This window comes from Desertivirga arenae (assembly GCF_017355785.1).
Lineage (GTDB): Bacteria > Bacteroidota > Bacteroidia > Sphingobacteriales > Sphingobacteriaceae > Desertivirga > Desertivirga arenae.
Genome location: NZ_JAFEWE010000003.1, coordinates 416,507 through 437,664, shown reverse-complemented (window position 1 = coordinate 437,664; position 21,158 = coordinate 416,507). Strand labels below are relative to the sequence as shown.

At 39.6% G+C, this 21,158-nt stretch carries 17 protein-coding genes; 13 read left to right on the top strand and 4 right to left on the bottom strand.

Features of this window, described 5'->3' with window-relative positions; genetic code table 11:
- The first annotated feature begins 150 nt into the window (after positions 1-150).
- From gyrA to J4N24_RS08925, 3 genes are all read left to right on the top strand, one after another.
- Complete coding sequence (gyrA, locus tag J4N24_RS08935) at positions 151-2,769, top strand: DNA gyrase subunit A (RefSeq protein ID WP_207533326.1); 2,619 nt, start codon at positions 151-153, stop codon at positions 2,767-2,769.
- Between the two features lie 141 nt (positions 2,770-2,910).
- Positions 2,911-3,939, top strand: a complete 1,029-nt coding sequence (locus J4N24_RS08930; RefSeq protein ID WP_207533325.1) for a tetratricopeptide repeat protein — start codon at positions 2,911-2,913, stop codon at positions 3,937-3,939.
- A gap of 6 nt (positions 3,940-3,945) precedes the next feature.
- Entirely contained in the window at positions 3,946-5,106 is a 1,161-nt protein-coding gene (locus J4N24_RS08925; protein WP_207533324.1) for a tetratricopeptide repeat protein, read from the top strand.
- Between the two features lie 52 nt (positions 5,107-5,158).
- Here J4N24_RS08925 and J4N24_RS08920 read toward each other — a convergent pair whose 3' ends face one another.
- Both J4N24_RS08920 and J4N24_RS08915 read right to left on the bottom strand, forming a co-directional pair.
- Complete coding sequence (locus J4N24_RS08920; protein WP_207533323.1) at positions 5,159-5,779, bottom strand: GNAT family N-acetyltransferase; 621 nt, start codon at positions 5,777-5,779, stop codon at positions 5,159-5,161.
- Positions 5,780-5,832: 53 nt separating this feature from the next.
- The gene (locus J4N24_RS08915) at positions 5,833-6,048 is read right to left on the bottom strand and encodes a hypervirulence associated TUDOR domain-containing protein (protein ID WP_207533322.1); all 216 of its coding nucleotides are present in this window, start codon (positions 6,046-6,048) and stop codon (positions 5,833-5,835) included.
- Positions 6,049-6,101: 53 nt separating this feature from the next.
- Here J4N24_RS08915 and proB point away from each other — a divergent pair, with 53 nt between their 5' ends.
- The 3 genes from proB to J4N24_RS08900 all read left to right on the top strand — a co-directional run bounded on the left by proB (position 6,102) and on the right by J4N24_RS08900 (position 9,219).
- The gene (gene proB, locus J4N24_RS08910; RefSeq protein ID WP_242691570.1) at positions 6,102-7,250 is read left to right on the top strand and encodes a glutamate 5-kinase; all 1,149 of its coding nucleotides are present in this window, start codon (positions 6,102-6,104) and stop codon (positions 7,248-7,250) included.
- Position 7,251: 1 nt separating this feature from the next.
- Positions 7,252-8,502, top strand: coding sequence for a glutamate-5-semialdehyde dehydrogenase (locus J4N24_RS08905; RefSeq protein ID WP_207533321.1), 1,251 nt, complete (start codon positions 7,252-7,254; stop codon positions 8,500-8,502).
- 369 nt (positions 8,503-8,871) lie between these two features.
- Positions 8,872-9,219: a hypothetical protein gene (locus J4N24_RS08900; protein WP_207533320.1), complete on the top strand. Its 348-nt coding sequence runs from the start codon at positions 8,872-8,874 to the stop codon at positions 9,217-9,219.
- Positions 9,220-9,349: 130 nt separating this feature from the next.
- Here the strand turns inward: J4N24_RS08900 and J4N24_RS08895 are convergent, their stop codons facing one another.
- The gene (locus J4N24_RS08895; RefSeq protein WP_207533319.1) at positions 9,350-9,562 is read right to left on the bottom strand and encodes a hypothetical protein; all 213 of its coding nucleotides are present in this window, start codon (positions 9,560-9,562) and stop codon (positions 9,350-9,352) included.
- Between the two features lie 147 nt (positions 9,563-9,709).
- Here J4N24_RS08895 and J4N24_RS08890 point away from each other — a divergent pair, with 147 nt between their 5' ends.
- The 7 genes from J4N24_RS08890 (at position 9,710) to J4N24_RS08860 (ending at position 17,578) form a co-directional block, all read left to right on the top strand.
- Positions 9,710-10,195 (top strand): coiled-coil domain-containing protein, encoded by a 486-nt coding sequence (locus J4N24_RS08890; RefSeq protein ID WP_207533318.1) that lies wholly within the window; start codon positions 9,710-9,712, stop codon positions 10,193-10,195.
- Positions 10,196-10,396: 201 nt separating this feature from the next.
- On the top strand, positions 10,397-12,961 hold the full coding sequence (locus J4N24_RS08885) for a phosphoenolpyruvate carboxylase (protein WP_207533317.1): 2,565 nt from the start codon (positions 10,397-10,399) through the stop codon (positions 12,959-12,961).
- Positions 12,962-12,964: 3 nt separating this feature from the next.
- A complete protein-coding gene (locus tag J4N24_RS08880; RefSeq protein ID WP_207533316.1) occupies positions 12,965-13,687 on the top strand; it encodes a ThuA domain-containing protein in 723 nt (240 codons plus the stop codon).
- An 88-nt stretch (positions 13,688-13,775) separates the two neighbouring features.
- Positions 13,776-14,792, top strand: coding sequence for a Gfo/Idh/MocA family oxidoreductase (locus J4N24_RS08875; RefSeq protein ID WP_207533315.1), 1,017 nt, complete (start codon positions 13,776-13,778; stop codon positions 14,790-14,792).
- Positions 14,793-14,923: 131 nt separating this feature from the next.
- The gene (locus J4N24_RS08870; protein WP_207533314.1) at positions 14,924-15,496 is read left to right on the top strand and encodes a DUF4142 domain-containing protein; all 573 of its coding nucleotides are present in this window, start codon (positions 14,924-14,926) and stop codon (positions 15,494-15,496) included.
- Between the two features lie 19 nt (positions 15,497-15,515).
- Positions 15,516-16,493 carry an MBL fold metallo-hydrolase gene (locus J4N24_RS08865; RefSeq protein ID WP_207533313.1) on the top strand — a complete coding sequence of 326 codons (978 nt, stop codon included), beginning with the start codon at positions 15,516-15,518 and terminating at the stop codon, positions 16,491-16,493.
- A gap of 584 nt (positions 16,494-17,077) precedes the next feature.
- Positions 17,078-17,578: a DinB family protein gene (locus tag J4N24_RS08860; RefSeq protein WP_207533312.1), complete on the top strand. Its 501-nt coding sequence runs from the start codon at positions 17,078-17,080 to the stop codon at positions 17,576-17,578.
- Positions 17,579-17,647: 69 nt separating this feature from the next.
- On the opposite strand, the gene J4N24_RS08855 is transcribed toward J4N24_RS08860, so the two are convergent.
- Positions 17,648-21,040: a DEAD/DEAH box helicase gene (locus J4N24_RS08855; protein ID WP_207533311.1), complete on the bottom strand. Its 3,393-nt coding sequence runs from the start codon at positions 21,038-21,040 to the stop codon at positions 17,648-17,650.
- Between the last annotated feature and the right edge of the window lie 118 nt (positions 21,041-21,158).

Here is a 21,158-nt window from a genome sequence, read left to right as displayed (position 1 = left end):
TATCTGGTAAATGTTTTGATTAAGCATATGGCTATATCAGCTCATTGTTCTTTCAAAACTTTTCCACATCCAATCTGTATTCGCATATTTTCTTATCTTCGCAGGTCGCATTAAAGCGCACAGAATAATTCAAAAAGGAGCGATCAAACAATGGCCGAAGAAACAGAAAACGGTAATTTAGAACCAACCAACGACCGCATTATACCAATAAATATTGAAGAGGAGATGAAAGCCGCTTACATCGATTATTCGATGTCGGTAATTGTTTCCCGTGCTTTACCTGATGTACGCGATGGTTTGAAACCAGTTCACCGCCGGGTACTCTATGGTATGCTCGATTTAGGGGTAACAAGTGGTAAACCATATAAGAAATCAGCACGTATTGTAGGAGACGTACTTGGAAAATATCACCCGCATGGTGACTCATCCGTTTACGATACAATGGTGCGTATGGCCCAGGATTGGAGTTTACGTTATCCGTTAGTTGATGGCCAGGGAAACTTTGGATCCATCGACGGAGATAGTCCGGCGGCAATGCGTTATACGGAGGCAAGACTGAAAAAGATTGCTGAGGAGATGCTTGCTGATATCAATAAAGATACCATTGATTATCAGTTAAACTTTGACGATTCTATTGAAGAGCCTACGGTTCTTCCTTCTAAGATACCTAACCTTCTTGTTAACGGAGCTTCTGGTATTGCTGTTGGTATGGCCACTAACATGGCGCCACATAACCTTAATGAGGTTATTGATGCAACAGTAGCTTTTATAGACGACAGAGATATTGAAGTTGCAGGCCTGATGCAGCACGTTAAGGCACCTGACTTTCCTACAGGAGGTATCATTTACGGCTATAACGGTGTAAAGGAGGCTTATGAGACTGGGCGGGGCCGTGTAGTAATGCGTGCAAAGGCTGAAATTGAGAGCTTTGGAAATGACCGTGAGCGTATCATTGTTAATGAGATCCCTTACCAGGTGAACAAGGCGATGATGATCGAGCGTACGGCAGAGTTGGTAAATGAGAAGAAGCTGGAAGGCATCTCTGAGATCAGGGATGAATCTGACAGGGATGGGATGCGTATTGTTTACGAGATCAAACGCGACGCCAATGCTTCCATCGTACTGAATAATCTATATAAATATACAGCACTTCAAACTTCATTCAGTATAAATAACATTGCACTGGTTCACGGTCGGCCGATGTTGTTGAATTTGAAAGACCTGATCAAACACTTTGTTGATCACCGTCATGAAGTGGTTATTCGCCGTACCCGTTTCGAACTAGCCGAAGCAGAAAAACGTGCCCATATCCTCGAGGGATTGCTGATTGCTTTGGATCATCTTGACGAGGTTATTCGTTTGATCAGAAATTCTGCTACTCCTGAAGATGCGAGAACTGGTTTGATCGAAACCTTTGGTTTATCAGACATTCAGGCTCGTGCTATTCTTGATATGACGCTTCGTCGTTTAACGGGTCTGGAGCGTGATAAGATTAAAGAAGAGTATGCCGAGTTGATGAAGACGATCGATTACTTAAAGTCTGTACTTGCAGATGAAGGTCTTCGAATGAAGATCATCAAAGACGAACTTCTTGAAATAAAAGATAAATACGGTGATGGCCGGAAGACCTCCATTACACATTCTGCTGAAGATATGCGTATGGAAGACTTCATCGTGGATGAAGATGTGGTAATCACCATTTCTCACGAAGGCTATGTAAAACGTACTCCGCTTACCGAGTACCGTACTCAGGCCCGCGGAGGTAAAGGAGCGATAGGATCGAATTCACGCGATAAAGACTTTATTGAAAATATTATCGTAGCCTCGAACCACAACTTCCTGTTGCTATTCACAGAGAATGGGCATTGTTACTGGTTGAGAGTATTTGAGATTCCTGAAGGTACACGTACAAGTAAGGGACGGGCAATACAGAATATTGTTAACATCTCTAAAGAGGAGAAGATCAAAGCGTATATCAAGGTTAAGGATCTTCGCGATCAGGAATACCTTGAAAATAACTTTATTGTAATGTGTACCCGTAAAGGTACTATTAAGAAAACCTCACTCCAGGCCTACTCCCGTCCAAGAGCAAATGGTATAAATGCGATCAACATCAATGATGGTGATCAGCTTCTGGAAGCAAACCTGACTGATGGAAATAGCGAAATTATTATTGCACTTCGTTCTGGAAGAGCAATTCGCTTTAACGAAGGTAAGGTAAGACCAATGGGTCGTACTGCTACCGGAGTTCGTGGTGTTTCTCTTGCTCATGACAAAGACGAAGCGATAGGTATGATCGCCGTTAATAATCCGGAGTCGTCTATTCTCGTAGTATCTGAGAAAGGGTATGGAAAACGTACACTGCTTGAAGATTACCGTATCACTAACCGTGGCGGTAAAGGAGTGAAGACAATTAACGTAACGGATAAAACAGGTGAGTTGGTTGCTTTGAAAGATGTAACTGATAAAGATGACCTGATGATCATTAACCGTTCGGGAATTGTGATCAGGATTGCAGTAAGTCAGCTGAGAGTTATGGGTAGAGCAACACAGGGTGTTCGCCTGATCACTTTTAAAGGAGACGATGAGATTGCTTCAGTTGCAAAGGTTGAACACGATGATGAGGAAGCAATAGATACGGATGCAGTAGCTGAGGTAACCGATGAGGAATTAGCAGCAGCCGAAGCTTCAGCAGAGTTGGAAGAGCCGGAAGAGGATTCTGAACCGGAAGACAACAATGACGAAGAGGATTCGTTAGAAGAAGAATAATATCAGAAAAATAAAATCAGGGGTATTTTTACCCCTGCTAGTATACACATTTAACTATCATTGATGCTAAGGGCAGGATTATTAATAGCTGCAACACTTTGTACTTTAAGCTTATCAGCACAAACACTAACAAAGGAAGCTATGAATAATTTTGCCCTTTATACTTCTACGAAAGATATCGGGAACCTGGAGAAGGCGCGAAAGAATATAGACGATGCCTATAAAACCAAAAAGGATTCTTTAGGATATCGCAATAATCTGATAAGAGCTCTGGTATACTCCTCTCTGGCTTTTGAAGATGCGCAAAGGAAGTTCAAATACAACAACGATCCTATCATTGAGGCTAAACTTTCTCTTGGCTGCTTAAAGAACCCCCGTCTGAATTATGATCATGAGCCTGAGATCTCATTTGCTAAAAAACAATTAGCAAAGGCTTATATCATAAAGGCAAACAAGGCGGTTACTTCTTTAAACTATCCTGAAGCCTATAGTAATTTTATCGCTGTTGATTCTCTGGATGAGGATAATTATCAGGTGAAGTATAATCTGGCTGTGGTATGTGAAAAACTTGGACATATTAATCAAGCTGTCCACTATTATGAGCAACTGATCAAAGACAAGGATAAATCTCAGCCTGATTACTATCTTTCTTTTTCTAATCTTTATGAAACAAGCAGGAATAGCGGCAAGTCATTAGAAGTGCTTTTAGAAGGAAGAAAAGTATTTCCCGGAAACAAGGACATCCTTTTTAAGGTTATAAACATTTACTCGGATAATGGGGATTATCAGACCGTTCAGAAACTGGCGGATGATGCCTTGCAACTGGATCCGGATAATGTTAATCTCATTTATCTGGCCGGTTTTTCAGCTGAGAGTTTAGGAAAGACCGAGAAGGCTGAAGAGTTGTATAAAAAAGTGATTGAAGTGGAACAAAATAGTTACCAGGGTCATTATTCGTTGGGTTTATTATATCTTAATTTATACCTGGAAGGGGGGAAGGATAAGGATGATAAAATAAATCAGGCCAAAAGGCATTTACTGCTTGCCGGAGATATTAATCCGAATTCCATAAATGTATTGAAGGCCTTATCTGTCTTATACTCCAAAACGGGAAATATGATAGAACTTCAACGCGTAAATAACAAACTAAAACAATTTATATTTAATTAAGAACGTATGAAAAAAAAGTCATTGATTTTGGCTTTAGCAGTATCATGTATCTCAATTACTGCATCTGCACAGAAATCGGCTATCGCTACAGCCAAAGAAGAATACGATAAGTATACTGCTATGAAGGCCCAGCCCAAATTAGCTGAACCTGCAATTAAAGCAGCTCAGGAGGCTATTGATAAAGCAGTTGTTCACGAGAAAACAAAAGAGGATGTAAACGCATGGACCTACAAGGCGTTGATCTATTCAGAACTTGCTTACGATAAAAAAACAGATGACCTTGCAAATCAGGCAACAGAAGCTATTAAAAAAGCTACCGCGCTTGACGTTAAAGGGGAGAATAAAGACAAATTAAAGAACGCAAATACTTTATTGTACTACTATCAGGTGCAAAAGGGTAAAGGTCTTTTCGACAATAAGGACTATACTAATGCTTATACCGAGTTTAATAAGGCTTTAGTGTATAATCCTGGTGACACTACTGCCAATTATGCTTCAGGTTTAGCTGCAATGTACAGCAAGGACTATCCGAAGGCTATTGAGCGTTATAATGATCTTCTTAAGACAAATTATTCACAGCTGGAAAGTATTTATTCTAACTTGTCAATCATGTATGCTGCTCAAAAAGATACCGCTGCAGCAATCAGAATTCTGTCTGAAGGGGCTACTAAATTCCCTAACAGTGCAGATCTTGCTACAAGAGAAATTGAATTTAGCCTGATGAGTGGAAAGCAGAAGCAGGTTATTGATAAGATTTCATCTCAAGTTGAAAAGAATCCTACAAACAGGCTTTATCCTTTCTATCTAGGTATTGCTTATGCATCTGCAGGTGATCCTAAAAAGGCAGAAGAGGCCTACAAAAAAGCTATCGCTGTTGATCCTAACTATGCTGATGCTTATGTTAATCTTGGTGGATTAATTATGAACAATGGAATTGATATTTATAACAAGGCTAACAAACTTCCTACAAACAAGGTTGCTGAATACAATGCATTGAAAAAACAATCGGCTGCCGAATTTGATAGAGCTTTCCCTTATTTAGAGAAATCTGCTCAATTAAATCCAAATTCAGAACTGGCTTTAAGGAATTTAAGGACTTATTATAATATCAAAAATAACACAGCAAAAGTTGCTGAGATTGATGCGAAAATTAAAGCTTTAAAATAACCTTTAATTCAGAATAAAACAGAAAGGGCTGCCAGTGGCGGCCCTTTCTGTTTTATTCGTTTTTTTTAAGGGTGCCCAATAAATTGTCCAGGGTTTTCTTATTTATCTCGTTAACCCGGTGGTATTTATCATAGTACACGGCCTTAATAAGAGTAGTTGGAGATAGGCTGATCCCATCTTGCGATTTGACCATCAGATGCATATCTATCAGGTTTTTCCCGTCCACCGGGGGTTGAATATATCGACAGGGAAGTACGGTGCCTCCGTTCCTCTCAAAGAAAGCTCTTCTCGTATCACTTGCAGAGCCTAAACTGTCTATCGAATGCCCTGCTTTCTGAACTTCCCAAACCATACCTGCCGATTTTAGTCCCAATGCTTCTAGTTTTTGGGTTGCACTTTCTTCAACGAAACGGAAAAACTCTGTACCTATACCTTTTCCTCTTTCTGAAGGGACGATAGCAAGATAAACAAGGAAAATAGTCGAAATATCTTTTAAGAGGTGAACCGTTGCAATTCCTTTGGTTACATTTCCATCTTTAGCTGAAAATGCCATTCCTGTTTCGCTGGCAACTGATTTTAATATAACCAATTCACTTTCTCTTTCTTCAGGAGCAAAGGAATAATAATAGACCATCCACCAATCAAGATCCTCTCTTAATTGCTGGTAATCCATAACTTTGAAATGCAAGGGCATCGTTTTGATTTCTAACTATTATTAATACAAATTTAATTTTTAGGACCTTTTTTTAGCTCGCTTTCTGATTTTAATATTTCGCTTCCATTCTTTTGTTCTATAAGGTAAGCAGGTTCTTCCTTGCTGGCATTACGTTTAATGGTGGAACCTTTAATAACCTTTTCAGTCGGCTTCTCAAATTTTTCTTTTATCTGACCTTCAGCTTCTCCCTTACCGTATTTCCAGTGTACTCTCTCTCCTTTTTTCATGACCCGTTTTTTCTACTAAAGGTCAAGAACCGTTCCACTAGTCTAGCTAACCGATGGAAAATGACAAGGAATGTATGCGCTTAAGCTCCATTTTTAGTACTTTTGACCACTTTATGTCCTTATCTTATAAACGTATAGTAATTAAAATAGGTTCCAATGTTTTAACACAGGATAACGGACTACCAGATCTGGCTAGAATAGCACATCTGGTGGATCAGATTTCTGCGATTAAAAAACAAGGGAAAGAGGTGATCGTAGTTTCCTCAGGAGCTGTAGCGTCAGGACGAAGTGTACTTACGGTACCTGATAAATTTGATTCGGTTGCTACTCGCCAGCTGTTTGCAGCAATTGGCCAGGTAAAACTTATTAATACCTATTCTGAATTGTTTGAGAAACACGAACTGGTATGTGCTCAAGTTTTGGTTACCAAGGAAGATTTCAGGGACAGGCTTCATTATCTTAATATGAAGAATTGTTTTAGTATTCTTTTCCAGAACAATGTTATACCGATCGTTAATGAAAATGATGTTATCTCTGTTACGGAGCTAATGTTTACGGATAATGATGAGCTTGCGGGACTTATTGCCTCTATGCTTAATGCAGATGCCCTTATCATTCTTTCAAATGTTAACGGAATCTATAATGGAGATCCTAAAGATGCCTCTTCTAAGGTTATCGAAGAAATAGGAGGATCGGTAACTGGCTTCTCCTCTTTTATCACTACTCAGAAATCCCAGTTCGGCAGAGGAGGGATGATGACAAAATCTCATATGGCTCAAAAGGTGGCGCGGCTTGGAATTGCGGTGCATATCGCTAATGGGAAAACAGAGGATGTACTGCTTAAACTGTTGAAGAAAGAGGTGATCAACACCCGGTTTGTACCTCAGAAGAATGCTTCCAACAAAAAGAGATGGATTGCACATTCGGAGAATAATGCTAAAGGGATAGTAAAAATAAATGAAGGTGCGAAGCTGGCTTTGACTTCGTCTAAAGCCACCAGTCTGCTGCCCGTTGGGGTGGTACAGGTATTACAAGATTTCCAAAAGGGAGATGTGATCAAACTAGTGGATGAAAACGACAAACTGGTAGGGCTGGGAGTTGCTGAATACGGCTCCGATAAAGCCCAGGAGCGACTAGGTCAGAAGAAACAAAGACCGATCGTTCATTACGACTATTTATTCTTAAATCCTGAAATTGCTTAAAATGGAACTTGAACAAGTTTTTAAGAGTGCTCAGAAAGCTGCACGTACGCTAGCTTTATTAAGTACTGAACAAATAAATCAAATTTTAATCGACGTAGCAGAAGCTGCCATTGAAAATACTGATTTCCTTCTGATTGAGAATCAAAAGGATCTTGAACGCATGAGTGTAGAAGATCCGAAGTTTGACAGATTGAAATTGACGGCAAAGCGTATTGCTGATATTGCTACTGATATAAAGAATATTGCCGGTCTTAAATCTCCTCTAAATAAGGTCCTTTCGGAGAAGGAATTACCTAATGGTTTGGATCTTAAAAAGATCAGTGTTCCACTAGGCGTTGTTGGAGTGATCTATGAAGCACGCCCTAATGTGACTTTTGATGTTTTCTCTCTTTGTATGAAAACAGGGAATGTTGCGATCCTTAAAGGTGGTAGTGATGCTTCTTTTTCCAATGACGCGATCATTTCTGTTATCCACAAGGTATTGCAGAAACATCAGGTTGAAACATCTGTAGCCACCCTTTTACCTCCAGATCGAAAAGCCACCGAAGCATTGCTGACAGCAATTCAATATGTTGATGTAATTATACCGAGGGGTAGCCAGCAGCTGATCAATTTTGTAAGGCAAAATGCAAAGGTTCCTGTAATTGAAACAGGTGCGGGTATTGTTCATATCTATTTTGATGAAAGTGGTGATCTTGAGAAAGGAAGAGCTATTGTAAACAATTCCAAGACCCGTAGAGTAAGTGTGTGTAATGCATTAGACTGTCTTCTGGTCAACAAAACTCGCCTTCAAGATCTTTCAGAAATAGTTAAACCTTTGATTGAGTCGAAGGTGGAGATCTTTGCTGATAATCAATCTTTTGGCGTTCTTAAAGAAGTTTATCCTGCTGAGCTTTTACAGCAGGCGAGCGAGGAGCATTATGGAATTGAGTTCCTTGATTATAAAATGGCTATCAAAACCGTGGCGGATTTAGATGAGGCCCTGGATCATATTGCTACGAACAGTTCAAAGCATAGTGAGGCTATCATTTCTGAGACAGAACAAAATATAGAGAAGTTTCTAGCTGCTGTGGATGCTGCTGCGGTATACGTAAATGCCTCTACTGCTTTTACAGATGGCGCCCAATTTGGATTGGGAGCTGAGATCGGGATTAGTACGCAAAAGCTACATGCCCGGGGACCAATGGCTCTGGAAGAGCTCACAAGTTACAAATGGCTTATTAAGGGAACAGGTCAGACAAGACCCGCGTAAAGATTAAGTAATTTACAAAATGAAAGAAGCTGTTACTTTGTAAGGACAGCTTCTTTTTTGCCTTTATTTAGCCACATTAAGCTTTTTTTTATTCCCCTAGCATTTTTATTTCTCAGTGGGACCCGATTTACTAATATGTAGGTCTCACCCTTCACAAAGAAATCGCTACAATTGTCGAATATTTATCAAATTCTTCTTCGCAATAAGGTAACAAAATTAAAAGGTTAGATCTTCGTTTCTAATATTGTAAGATGATAAGTTTTGAAATTCCAATTGATTGTAACTATTACTCTTGATTATCGTACAATCCCTCAATCAACATTGGAATACCTCAAATTTAAAGGTTGATTTAAAAGTAAAGAAAAGGTGATGCATTTTGGTAAGATCGTTAAAGAAGTAGCTCATGCACAAGGATTGTCTGCAGCAGATTTTTCGGATATTTTTGGATGTACAGAGCAGGAAATGTTGCTTATGTACGAGCAGGAAGACTGGAAATCCGGAGACATTAAAAGAGCGTCCTTAGCATTAGAACATAATTTTGGTAAATATTTGGATAACGCACTCCCATTTGATTTTCTGAATACTCCGTTAAAGGGAGATAAGAGCGAGTACTTGTTCACCATCAAATATCCTAAAGGAAAAGAGCAATTGCTTAAAACGTGGTTAAGTAAGATGGCAATGATAGCAAAGGCAATAGGTTTAGAGATAGGTCGCTAAACACAAGGTATTATATACCACATGAGCCGTGACGGAGTTGATCTGTTACGGCTTTGTTATTTCCGGAAAGAGCCTTTTAAACTTAGGAATAAGCATTTAGCTTAATAGTAAAACACAGAGTGTTTTACTATTAAGCAGCTGAATGATGTTTCATTTGGAGAGCTGCAAGAAAAGTAAAATATTCTGTGCTTATATCATCTAATAATTCTTTGGCCTCATTAAGTAATCTTTCTTTATTAAAAAGTTCTGCTTTCAGGGCCTTCTCGATCCTTAACTGCAAATACATAATCTCAACTTTTAATTTTTCCTCTCCTAAGGCAAGTAAGTGTCCTGTAAAATCCATAAGTCTTGTTTTACATATAAGGAGACAAGATTCATGCCACTGCAGGATAAGTGGTTGATTGTCTTTGAAGTAGTACACAAATATTCAAAAAAACTGACAACAATTTTTTTTCGTATCGGTAGTATAAGAAATCAATTTGTTAAGATCATGAAGAGGTTAAGAGCATTAAGTTTAGTGTTTCCTATTCTGGGACTTACAGCTGTTACAGCAAATGCCCAAAGCAAAAAAGAAGTAATTGAGAAAATGACTGTCCAGGTGGATAGCTTACAAAAGGACCTGGCCAGGAAGACTGCTAACATCCACGAATTAGAGGTAAAGGTAGCTAAGCTTGAAGGTTCAATGGAAGTAAGCGGAGGGCTTGTAAAACGATTGGAAGCTAAGTCAGACAGTCTTACGCTTAAACTTATTTCTAAAACAAATTCTGTTGATAGCCTGAATTCTGAGATCAAAAAATTGAATGCCACTATTGGCGAACTTAAGTCTTCCGGAGATACATTATTAGCGAATAATGAAGCATTGAAGAAGGAGATCGAACTTGCGAAAGAAAAAGTTCCAGCCAAGGCGCTTCCGGTGGAAAATAAACCGCTCACCGCAGAGACAGCAAAACCAGAGGTTGCAGTCAAGAAAGACTAGCAGCTAAAGCAAGAGAAAGATTTTTATTCCTCGCAGAAAGCATTCCGACTGAACGTATTATCAAAAAAAAGGCTAATTTTTAAGAAAATATCAAAATGTGATCCTGAATTTTTTAAAAAAGAGGCTTTTTCCTTCGTATTAATTTTGGTATCGCGTTAAAGCTATTATTTTTGTTAGCTATTAGCTCATAGCAATTACTAAATGAAATTAAGTCAGAAAGAAGCGCTTTTTGCGAGCGAAGTTGTAACCAGATTTGAACTGTACAACAGTTTGTTCCTTACACTTCCGTTTTACAGAGTAAAGCACACAGGAACTTTACTTCCATTTTTTACTTCACACTGCGAAGAAGGTGTGAAGCAGAATCTTGCCCCTTCAGATATCATTGAAAGTTTTTTTGGGCAATATGAGCAATATGTACAAAGTTCAGACAGGGTAGACCTTCTTTTCAGATTTATTCAGTATATCGAAAGACAGGTTGTACTATTTGATGCGATTGAAGACTCTGCTTTTAACAAAACCAATAGTACAGAGGAGAATGCCTTAGGGTTTTTGCTTCAGCAAGCGGCATCAGACCCTGAAATGAAAGCAGAGATCAAGAAGAAGCTTGAAGAGTTTTCTTTAAGGTTGGTTTTAACTGCGCACCCTACCCAGTTTTACCCAGGTCGCGTTTTAGCTATTATCACAGACCTTACCGACGCTTTAAAGACGAACGATATTAATACAATCAACCTATTATTGCAGCAGCTGGGTAAAACCCCGTTCTTCAATAAGAGTAAACCTACACCAGTTGATGAAGCTGCGAGTTTAGTTTGGTTTTTAGAAAACGTATTTTATAAAGTTATTTCGGCCCTACAAAAAGAGGTCGAAAATGAGTTTGAAGGAATTTCTTTCAATCAGCATCAGTTAATTGAGCTGGGCTTCTGGCCTGGAGGAGACAGGGATGGAAATCCTAACGTTACTTGCCAAATTACCAAGGAAGTATCAGAGCTTTTAAGAGAGATCATTTTCAGATGCTATTATCGTGACTTCCGTGATTTAAAGCGCAGGATAACTTTCAGAGGGGTAGAATCCTTTATGGCTCGCCTTCAAGAGCTTTTCTATCAGAACAGTTTCACCAGAGTTGAAAATCCGGTAGACCTTCAGGAGGAAATACTAGAAAACCTGGAGGCAATTAAAGGAGTTTTACAACGTGCTCACGACAGCCTTTTTGTTGATAATGTTGATGACCTGATCCGTAAAGTGCGGATCTTCGGGTGTTATTTTGCTTCATTGGATATTCGCCAGGATAGCCGTGTGCTTCGTAAAGCTCACCAGGCTGCTCGTGCATTCCTTAAAAATCCTGTAGTAGAGGGATATGATGAGTTGGATGAGGACCAGAAGGTGAAAAGTATCACATTTAACGAGGAGGATGTCCCTTCGGAGGGATATGATAGTCTGGGGGAGGATACTTTTCAAACTATCCGTTTAATGAAACGGATGCAGTATTCAGGAGGCGAAAAAGCATCCCATCGCTTTATCATAAGTAACTGCCAGCGAGCATCAGACATTCTTCAACTGATTAACTTGTTCCTATGGAGCGGATGGAAAAAGGATGAGTTGAATATTGATTTTGTGCCATTGTTTGAGACTGTACAAGACCTTTCTTCTGCTTCAGCAGTAATGGAAACCTTGTACACTAACGCATTCTACAAGGAGCATTTACTGAAGAGAGGAAATAAGCAGATCATCATGCTTGGTTTCTCCGATAGTACAAAAGACGGTGGTTACCTGATGGCTAATTGGTCTATTTACAAAGCAAAAGCAGAACTGACTTCTCTTGCAAGGAGATACGGAATTCAACTCGCGTTCTTTGACGGCCGGGGTGGACCTCCAGCTCGTGGTGGTGGTAAAACACACCGTTTCTACGCTACCATGGGTAAGGAGATCGCAAACGATAATATCCAGCTAACTATCCAGGGGCAAACAATCAGTAGTCAGTATGGATCATTTGATACAGCACATCATAATATTGAACAAATGATCAATGCGGGGCTAGTTAACGCATTGGATAAGAGCGATAAAAATACATTTTCACAATCGCAAAAAGATCTGATCGAATCTATGGCCTCTGCAAGCCATAAGGCATTCGTGGATCTCCGTGAGGATCCTCTGTTCCTTAAATACCTGGAGAAGCTAAGCCCATTAAAACATCTTTCTCATATCAATATCAGTAGTCGCCCGGTTAAACGTAATTCAGGGGGGGAGTTGAAGCTGGAGGATCTTCGTGCTATTAGTTTTGTAACGGCATGGAGCCAGTTGAAGCAAAACATTCCGGGCTTTTTTGGAGTAGGTACTGCTTTGAAAACAGCAAAAGAGAATGGCGTATGGGAAGAAGTGAAAGTACTTTATAATACATCAGGACAGTTTAAAACGATGATGGATAACTGTATGATGTCTATGAGTAAGGCTGATTTCAGGATAACTACTCACCTGTCTAAAGATAAAGACTTTGGAGCCTTCTGGTACCGTTTGAAAGAAGAGTATGATCTCACAAAATCATTGCTTCTTGAACTAACCGGAACAACAGAGCTATTAGAGCAATATCCGGTAGAAAGACGTTCTATTGCTTTACGTGAGAAAATTGTGCTTCCTTTGGTTTTGATTCAACATTATGCCTTACAGCAACTAAATGAAGGTGAAATATCTGATGACCAGCGATCAGTACTTAGTAAACTGGTCATCCGTACTGTCTACGGAATTGTAAATGCAGGTAGAAATTTAGCATAAATCATGCGTATACTTTTAATACTGTCTCTTCTAATTATTCAGAATATAGCTTTTGCCGGCGGACTAAAGAAGCCGGCAAGAGTTTTGGTCTTTTCTAAAACTGCAGGTTTCCGGCACAAGAGTATTACTGCCGGAAAAGCTGCAATTATGAAATTAGCAAAGGAGAATAATTTTATAGCAGACACTACTGAAAGTGGAGAATTGTTTACTTCAAAGAATCTAAAGAAATATAGCGCTATTATTTTCCTTAGTCCTACCGGTGAAGACTTGTTGAATGAATCACAGAAAGAAGCATTTAAACAGTATATCCATAAGGGGGGAGGCTTCGTTGGTATTCATGCTGCTACAGATTGCTTTTATAAATGGCCCTGGTACGGACAGCTGGTTGGAGCTTACTTTACGCAGCATCCCAAGGTACAACAAGCTAGTCTTCAAATAGTAAACAGAAATCATTCAGCCACAGAGGGACTACCCAATCCATGGAGTCATAAAGATGAATGGTATAACTTCAAGGATATAAGTTCAGGCATTAAAGTATTGATCAATCTGGATGAGAAGTCGTACGAAGGTGGAAAGAACGGCGCCGAGCATCCTATTGCCTGGTATCAGGATTTTGAGGGTGGAAGGGTCTTTTATACAGGACTTGGACATACGGAAGAGTCTTATACAGAACTTGAATTCCTTAAGCATTTATTAGGTGGAATAAAATACGCTGCAAAATTGTAAATAACCTGAAAACAGGAATTAATCATATTCGTTACATCTGCAAAGGGATACTCTAAAGTGTCCCTTTGTTTTTTAAATAGCAATTTTAATGGAAAGACCAATTGTTACCGGAATTTTATCTTATGGAATGTCTGGAAGAGTGTTTCATGCTCCATTTGTTCATACCAGTGAACTCTTTGAATTAAGGGCCGTAACGGAAAGATCTAAAAAGAAAGCAGCAGAAAGATACCATGGAATTAGGAGCTATGATTCAGTGGAAGACCTGCTTGCTGACCAGGAGATTGAATTGGTAATAGTAAATACTCCAAACCATTTACATTATGAGCATGCAAAGCTTGCACTGAATGCAGGGAAGCATATTCTGGTTGAAAAACCTTTTGCAGCAAATTCTGAACAAGCAAAAGAGCTCTTCGAGTTGGCCAGGTTGAAGGATAAAAAGATAATGGTTTACCAGAACCGCCGGTGGGATTCTGATTTTCAGTCGGTGAAGACTGTTATTGAACAAGGACGATTGGGTGAACTGATCGAAGTTCATTTTCGTTTCGACCGGTATAGAAAAGAAATAAGTCCAAAATACTTTAAAGAGGAACCATTACCTGCAAGTGGATTAAGTTACGACCTGGGGCCCCATTTGCTGGATCAGGTAATCAGCCTTTTTGGTAAACCAGAATCTTTCGTAAAAACCACAGGAATTTATCGTCCAGATTCACGTGTAGATGATTATTTTCATTTTCATTTAAAGTATCCCAATGGTTTGAATGTGTTTGTAACAGGAAATCTTCAGGTAGTTAATCCGCTTCCTGCTTTTGTCCTTCATGGTACTAAAGGTTCTTTTATTAAGAGAAGGACGGATGTTCAGGAAGCCCAGTTGGAGAAGTCAGTTCTTCCTACAGATCCAAACTACGGATTTGAGCCCAGTGGTTCGGAAGGTATTCTCAGCACATTAAAAGCTGACGGAACAGCTATAACACAATATAATACAGCATTAAAAGGTAATTATGTAAGACTGTTCGATGCTGTTTACAATTATGTTCGGTCAGATGTTCCTTATCCTATCAAGGAAGACGAAATAGTCTGGCAGCTGGAATTGCTGGAAAGTAAATAACTACAGCAAAGGAGCCTTCTATTGCACCAGAAGGCTCTTTTTTATATACCATCATTATCTTGAAGTATCTTTCAAGTTAAAATATTAAAAATTGGCCCGTATTGTGCTTGTAATTACTAACAGGCACCCATATGAAGTCCAATCATATATACCTATCGATCCTGCTTCTTTTTTATGCCTTTTCCGGATTTAGCAGGGATTTGGAAATTGGTAATTCCTCAACAGGAGTTTTTAGGGCCTCGTCCCAAATAGTCTTGACTAATCCCGGAGGAGGTTTTTCGCAAGTTGAATACTTAAGTGAGCTTGCCGCATTAAATAAAATGGGGCTACAATTGGCTTTGCTCGCCAAAGGCAGACCGGTAAGGCAGGAACTTAAACTATTTGCAATTAAATCCCTGGAATACCATAAGAAGATTGATCAGCAACTTAAAGAACTAGGCGAAAGCAAGCAATTGACTATAGGCAATGAGATGTTGGATAATGATAAGGACGACATTGCTAAGCTTTTCAAATTGAAGGGAATTCTTTTTGAAAAGTCTTTTCTCAATCTCACTGCAGATAATCATCGTAAGCTTCTTGCTTTGTACAGAAAGGCGCAGGAAAAAAACACGGACCCCGATTTCATTAAGCTTTGTGATGCTGCGATACCTGAACTTGAGGCACACAATGCTGCTGTTAGGCTGTTAAGAACAACAATTAAATAGAACATCTAAACTATGATATATGCAAACGACAGAAAAGCACACTTATAAGAAAATGAAATATGATGATCTTGAATACTTTAAGGTTGCTCCGGGTGTCTGGGGAATGAAGATCGTGTTTGTTAACATTTATATTATTTGTGAAGAAGTGGAGGGTGATTACGTATGGTACCTTGTTGATGCCGGCTTAAAAGGTTCAGGAGAAAAAATCAGAAAACTGGCAGAACATCTTTTTGAACCCGGCACAAAACCAGCCGCTATCCTTTTAACCCATGGACATTTTGATCATGTAGGCGCTCTTGAAGAACTTTTAGGTTTTTGGGATGTGCCAGTATACGCTCATACACTTGAGCTACCGTACCTTAAAGGCTTATCCTCTTATCCACCACCAGACCCAATGGTTGGGGGAGGGCTAATGAGCCTTATGTCATGGATGTATCCAAAAGAACCAAAAGATTTGGACGGGAAAGTTCATGCATTGGCTGAGGGAGAGGAAATTCCAGGACTTACAGAATGGAAGTATCTCCATGTCCCTGGGCATTCCCCTGGTCAGGTGGCATTTTATCGGGAAAATGATAAGCTGCTAATATCTGCTGATGCTTTTGTGACTACTAAGCAGGAGTCTGCATTTTCTGTGATCACTCAAAAGCAAGTCCTTTCCGGACCTCCCAAGTATTTTACGATCGATTGGATTGCCGCAGAACGTTCAGTAACAATGCTGGCTGCTTTAAAACCTGAGGTGGCTGCAAGCGGGCATGGTTATCCTATGTATGCTGAAGATTTACAGCTGGCACTTGAAAACTTAAGTCAGCATTTTAAAGAAGAAGCTGTGCCTGACTATGGAAGGTATGTGAGAGAACCTGCAAGAGCAAATAGGAACGGTGTACAATATATCCCTAAGCGGGTTAATAATCCTTTTATCATTACCGGAGCTGTTGTAGTTGGAGCTATTGCAACCTTTGGTGTACTGTGGGGTTATCGAAGAAGATTTTCTTCCTAGGATATCCTCTGTAGCAGTATTTATATGCAATGTTCGGAGGCGCAAAAATAATTGAAATTTGTGCCTCCAATTTTTTTGAAAAACGCCTTATCATCTTCTAAATCAATCCGAATACATTTCTGCCCGTATTAGTAGCTAATAAGTGCGCTAATCTTTCCCGGTATCTCAAATACCTTTACAACCGGCAAAATATTTAAAACAAAAGCAAACTTTATTATATTTTTATGACGTCTATCTGTCGCCACTATTAAAACGTCATACTATGAAAACATCTACTTTCGTTAGCGGTGTTACCAGTCTTGTGGTAATACTTGAGTGTTTAGCCATTTTGTTAGCTTTGTACCTCGGATTGGAATTAATTCTTAATCCATAAGCCTGTTTACGGACCCTGGTCTACCTAAGAAGAGGCTGTGTTAGATACCGTTGTGCTGTGATTGAAGCCGGGATTTAATTAGCCTCTTAATGCTTTTTCTAATAAGTAGCTTTCCTCTATCCTTTTCACTACCTGAAATAGAATTTTTTATAGCTGCTGACATAGGGCTGTCATCAAAGCACCTCACCTTTGTTTAATAAATTAGAAAAACATGTCAACTATCATCGCGAAATTACTTAAAGAATTAGAGCAGGAAGCTCAAACAACCCGGAAGATGCTCTCACTGGTTCCTGAGAAAAAGTACAGCTGGAAACCACACGAGAAGAGTATGACTGTTATCCGTCTGGCCACACACATTGCAGAATTGCCGGGATGGGTAGAGATGACCCTTAAAACGGAGGAATTGGATTTTGCTAACAATCCCTATAAGCAGGAACAAATTAATAATAACCAGGATTTATTAAACTATTTTGAAAGTTCTCTTGCAAAGGCAAATACTGCCCTCCAAAGCGCAGATGAACCTGCTCTTGAAGGAATTTGGGTTTTGAGGGAAGGTGAACAAGTGTATAGCAGGTCAACGAAATATGAAGTGATCCGGATGGCTCTTGCTCAAATTATACATCACCGGGCACAGCTAGGAGTATTTTTGAGACTCTTAAATATTCCGATACCAGGTAGTTATGGTCCAAGTGCAGATGATCAGGGATTCTGAGGCAGCCAAAACTAAAGAGACCAGCTTGAGGGTTAAGAGACCAGAAGCTGGGTTTTTACACCATACAAATTAGCGAAGACTATCTGGAATAGTAGAACTGACTAAGGCGATGAGGTCTTCCTTGGTAAGTGACTTGAAGAAAGAGGAGTCTGAATGGATTAACCGGGAGGCCAGGTCATTCTTGCCTTCCTGTAGTTTAAGGATCTTTTCTTCCACCGTATTCGGGCAAATCATCCGCACTGCAACCACATTTTTTTTCTGGCCTATTCTGTAAATACGATCTATAGCCTGATTTTCCGTGGCAGGATTCCACCAGGGGTCAAGCAAATAAACATAATCCGCCTTTGTCAGATTCAAGCCTGTTCCTCCGGCTTTAAGGCTGATCAGGAAAACTCTGATCTCTTCTTCCTCCTGAAACTTATTTACTTCTTTTTGCCTGTCTTTTGATGCTCCGCTTAAATAAGTGTAGCCTATCTGTCTTTTTTCAAGTTCATTCTTTACCAGATCGAGCATGCTTACAAACTGCGAGAACACTAGTATTTTGTGTTTTTTAGATTTGGTTTCGATCTGCTCCAATAATGCGTCTATCTTAGAAGAGCTCGGATCTGTAAGGGTTGGTTCCCGAAGTAGAAGAGGCGAATCACAAATTTGCCTTAATCTCGTCAGGCCGCGGAGAACATGGATGGAACTTTTGGATACATCATCACTATCGATTCCTGATAGATAATCTCTTATTTCCTGTTCGTAGTTTTCATAAACCCTGCGTTGCGAGTCTTTCATTTCGCAATAGAGAATCATTTCTGTTTTTTCCGGCAGTTCTGATGCTACCTGTTTTTTTGTCCTTCTTAATATAAAAGGTTTGATCAGGTTTTGAAGTTCAAGTAACCTCCTGGCATCTTTAAACTTGTCGATAGGAGTTGAATATACGTCCCTGAAATACTGCTTGCTTCCAAGCAATCCAGGGCAGGCAAAAGAGAGCTGGGCATACAAGTCATACGTGTTGTTTTCGAAAGGGGTTCCGGTTAGAGCTACCCGGTTCCTGGATCTTAGCAGTCTTGATGCCTTATAACGTTGCGATTCTGGATTTTTAATGTTCTGTGATTCGTCAAGGATCACATAATTAAACTCAAAATCTTTTATATAGCGGATGTCTGAAAGTAAAGTTCCGTACGAGGTAAGAATAATTTCGTGCTTTAGAAACTCCTGAAAATTATAGGTTCTGTTATTTCCATACAAAACATAAACACTCAGGGATGGAGCAAATTTTTCAATCTCGGTGCTCCAGTTGAAAAGGAGGGACGTTGGGACAACAACGAGGTTTACATTATGGTCTCTTTTCTGCCGCTGAATTAACAGCAAAGCCAGGATCTGGATGGTTTTACCCAGACCCATATCATCAGCAAGGCAGGCCCCAAAATTGAAATTGTCCAGAAAATTAAGCCAGTTCAAGCCCTGTCTCTGATAATCCCGGAGTTCGGCTTGTAATTCTTTTGGAGGCTCAACTTCTTCAATTGTTTCGAAGTCTGCAAACGAGGCCTGAAGGAACTCCACCTCCGCCTTTACATCTTTGGAAAGGACATTACTGTCAAAAAGATGGCGAATAACAGCGAAATTCGTTCGTGGTATTTGAAATTCATCGTCAATGATTTCTCCAGTTTCAAAATAACTTTTGAACTTTTCAATCCACTCTCCTGGAATAATTCCGAGACTTCCGTCGTCCAGTTCAATATAACGGCTTTTATTTTTGATGGCCTTCTTTATTTTTTTAAGGGAAGCTTTTTTCTTCCCATACCGCACCTCTAAATTGACGTTGAACCAATTTAACCCACTTAGAACCTGTACCTGTATCTTTGCTTTGTTGGGGTTTAAGAGGTTATTATTAAGTTTGTTAAAGCCAAATATCTGAATGCCTTGTTCTCTCCATGATTCAAATGCCTCCAGGAACCAATTTTCATCTAAAAAACGCTCCTTGTGGAGGTAAAAATAGGAAAGCCCGTCCTCGAGCTGCTCGGTGAAAAATGGATGTTGTTTGGCGATATCAGCAACAAATGCAAGCTCTGCTTCTGTGTCCCTCTGAACCGAAAATACTTCGCCTTTTAAACCAGTGCTATAAATGTATCTCCTGCTTAATACAGCTATTTCTTCTTTTCCGTATTTCATTACAGGTTCTATCTCCACGTAAGGATTGGAATCTGTTAAATAGATAAGTTTTGCAGGAGGTTCTATAAGATCATTCTCTATCAATTGGGCTGGAGTTGCAGGCTTAAGATAGGAGTAATTAATTTCCATCTCATCTTCAAGTTTTGAAAGGAAGCTTTTCCTGAATTCCTGATACTTGCTCTCCGCTATACTTATACAGAAGTCGTATTGCCTAAAAAGAGAAATGAGTTGTAGGATTTTATGATTGGTTGGCAAATATAATTTTTCACCATATTCAAGGAAGTAGTTATATCTGATCCTGAGGTCTTCGATAGGAGTAGATACATCGTCTAGAATTACCCGTGCTGAGATCTTGTAAAAAAGGTCTTCCTTTGTAACAGATATGCGGCAATCTGTTACCGTGGATACTTGTTCTATCTTACTTAGTGACCTAATGTTCAGGTTATCAGAAATAGCAGGATCATGCCTGAACATCGCCAAATCCAAAGGATTCTTTAATACAATTTTTAGTGCCTCTATCGATGCCTGATCGACCTCCTGGTGCCCATGCTCAAACAATTGAATTGCTGTAAAGAACTTTGACACGTGGACGTCTTCACTCTGCCATAAAAAATCCACCGCTCGAAGGATCTTAATGGGGTTTTTAATATTTCCAACAGTATTAAATTCAGCCCGGGCCAATTGGATTACCAGGTAGTTGTAGTATTTATGTTGTCTTATGACCACGAGAAGTTGTCCTTCTTTGTCCATTCGCGCTTTTTTACGTGAATCTGCAGATTGCATCAACTCCAATTGCAATTTATCCGTGGTGTCCGTGTTTACAGCCAACAAGCCTTTTATTTTGGACCTTAACTGGGCTTTGTCGTTCTCAAAGAACAGTTCGAAGAACTTATCGAGGTCCTGCTCGTTTTCTAAGCCGAACTGTTCTGCATATTTTCTAAGGCGCTCCTGTCTTGCCAGTTTATCGAAAAATAGCTTCAGATCAGTACGTTTACAAATGTTGTACAATACTCGGGACTGATGCCGGCAAAGCTTTGTCACTTGGGAAGGGCAAGTGCAGGAAATTTGCATAGCTTTTTGCATTACTATTACCGAAACAACTACAGGATGTTCAGATTCTTCGTGAATAATGAAAGTTGCCTGATCAAGGTCAATTTCTTCTGGCCTAAGATTAAGAGTATCCCTTCCAGTTAAAAAGGTTTCAGAGCTATGTATCTGAATATAAACTTCATTCAGTGAAAGGATATCAAACTGAGGTATCGTATAGGTATGGTGCCGCAATTCTTCTTTGTCCCTATTCATAAAGCCTATTCAAATATGCAATCAAAATAAGATTTAATCCAGCATTTTACCAGGTAAAAACTTTTTGTTGAACTTAAATATAAGTGAGGTGGTGTGGAACGTAGTTCTGGCCATTGTA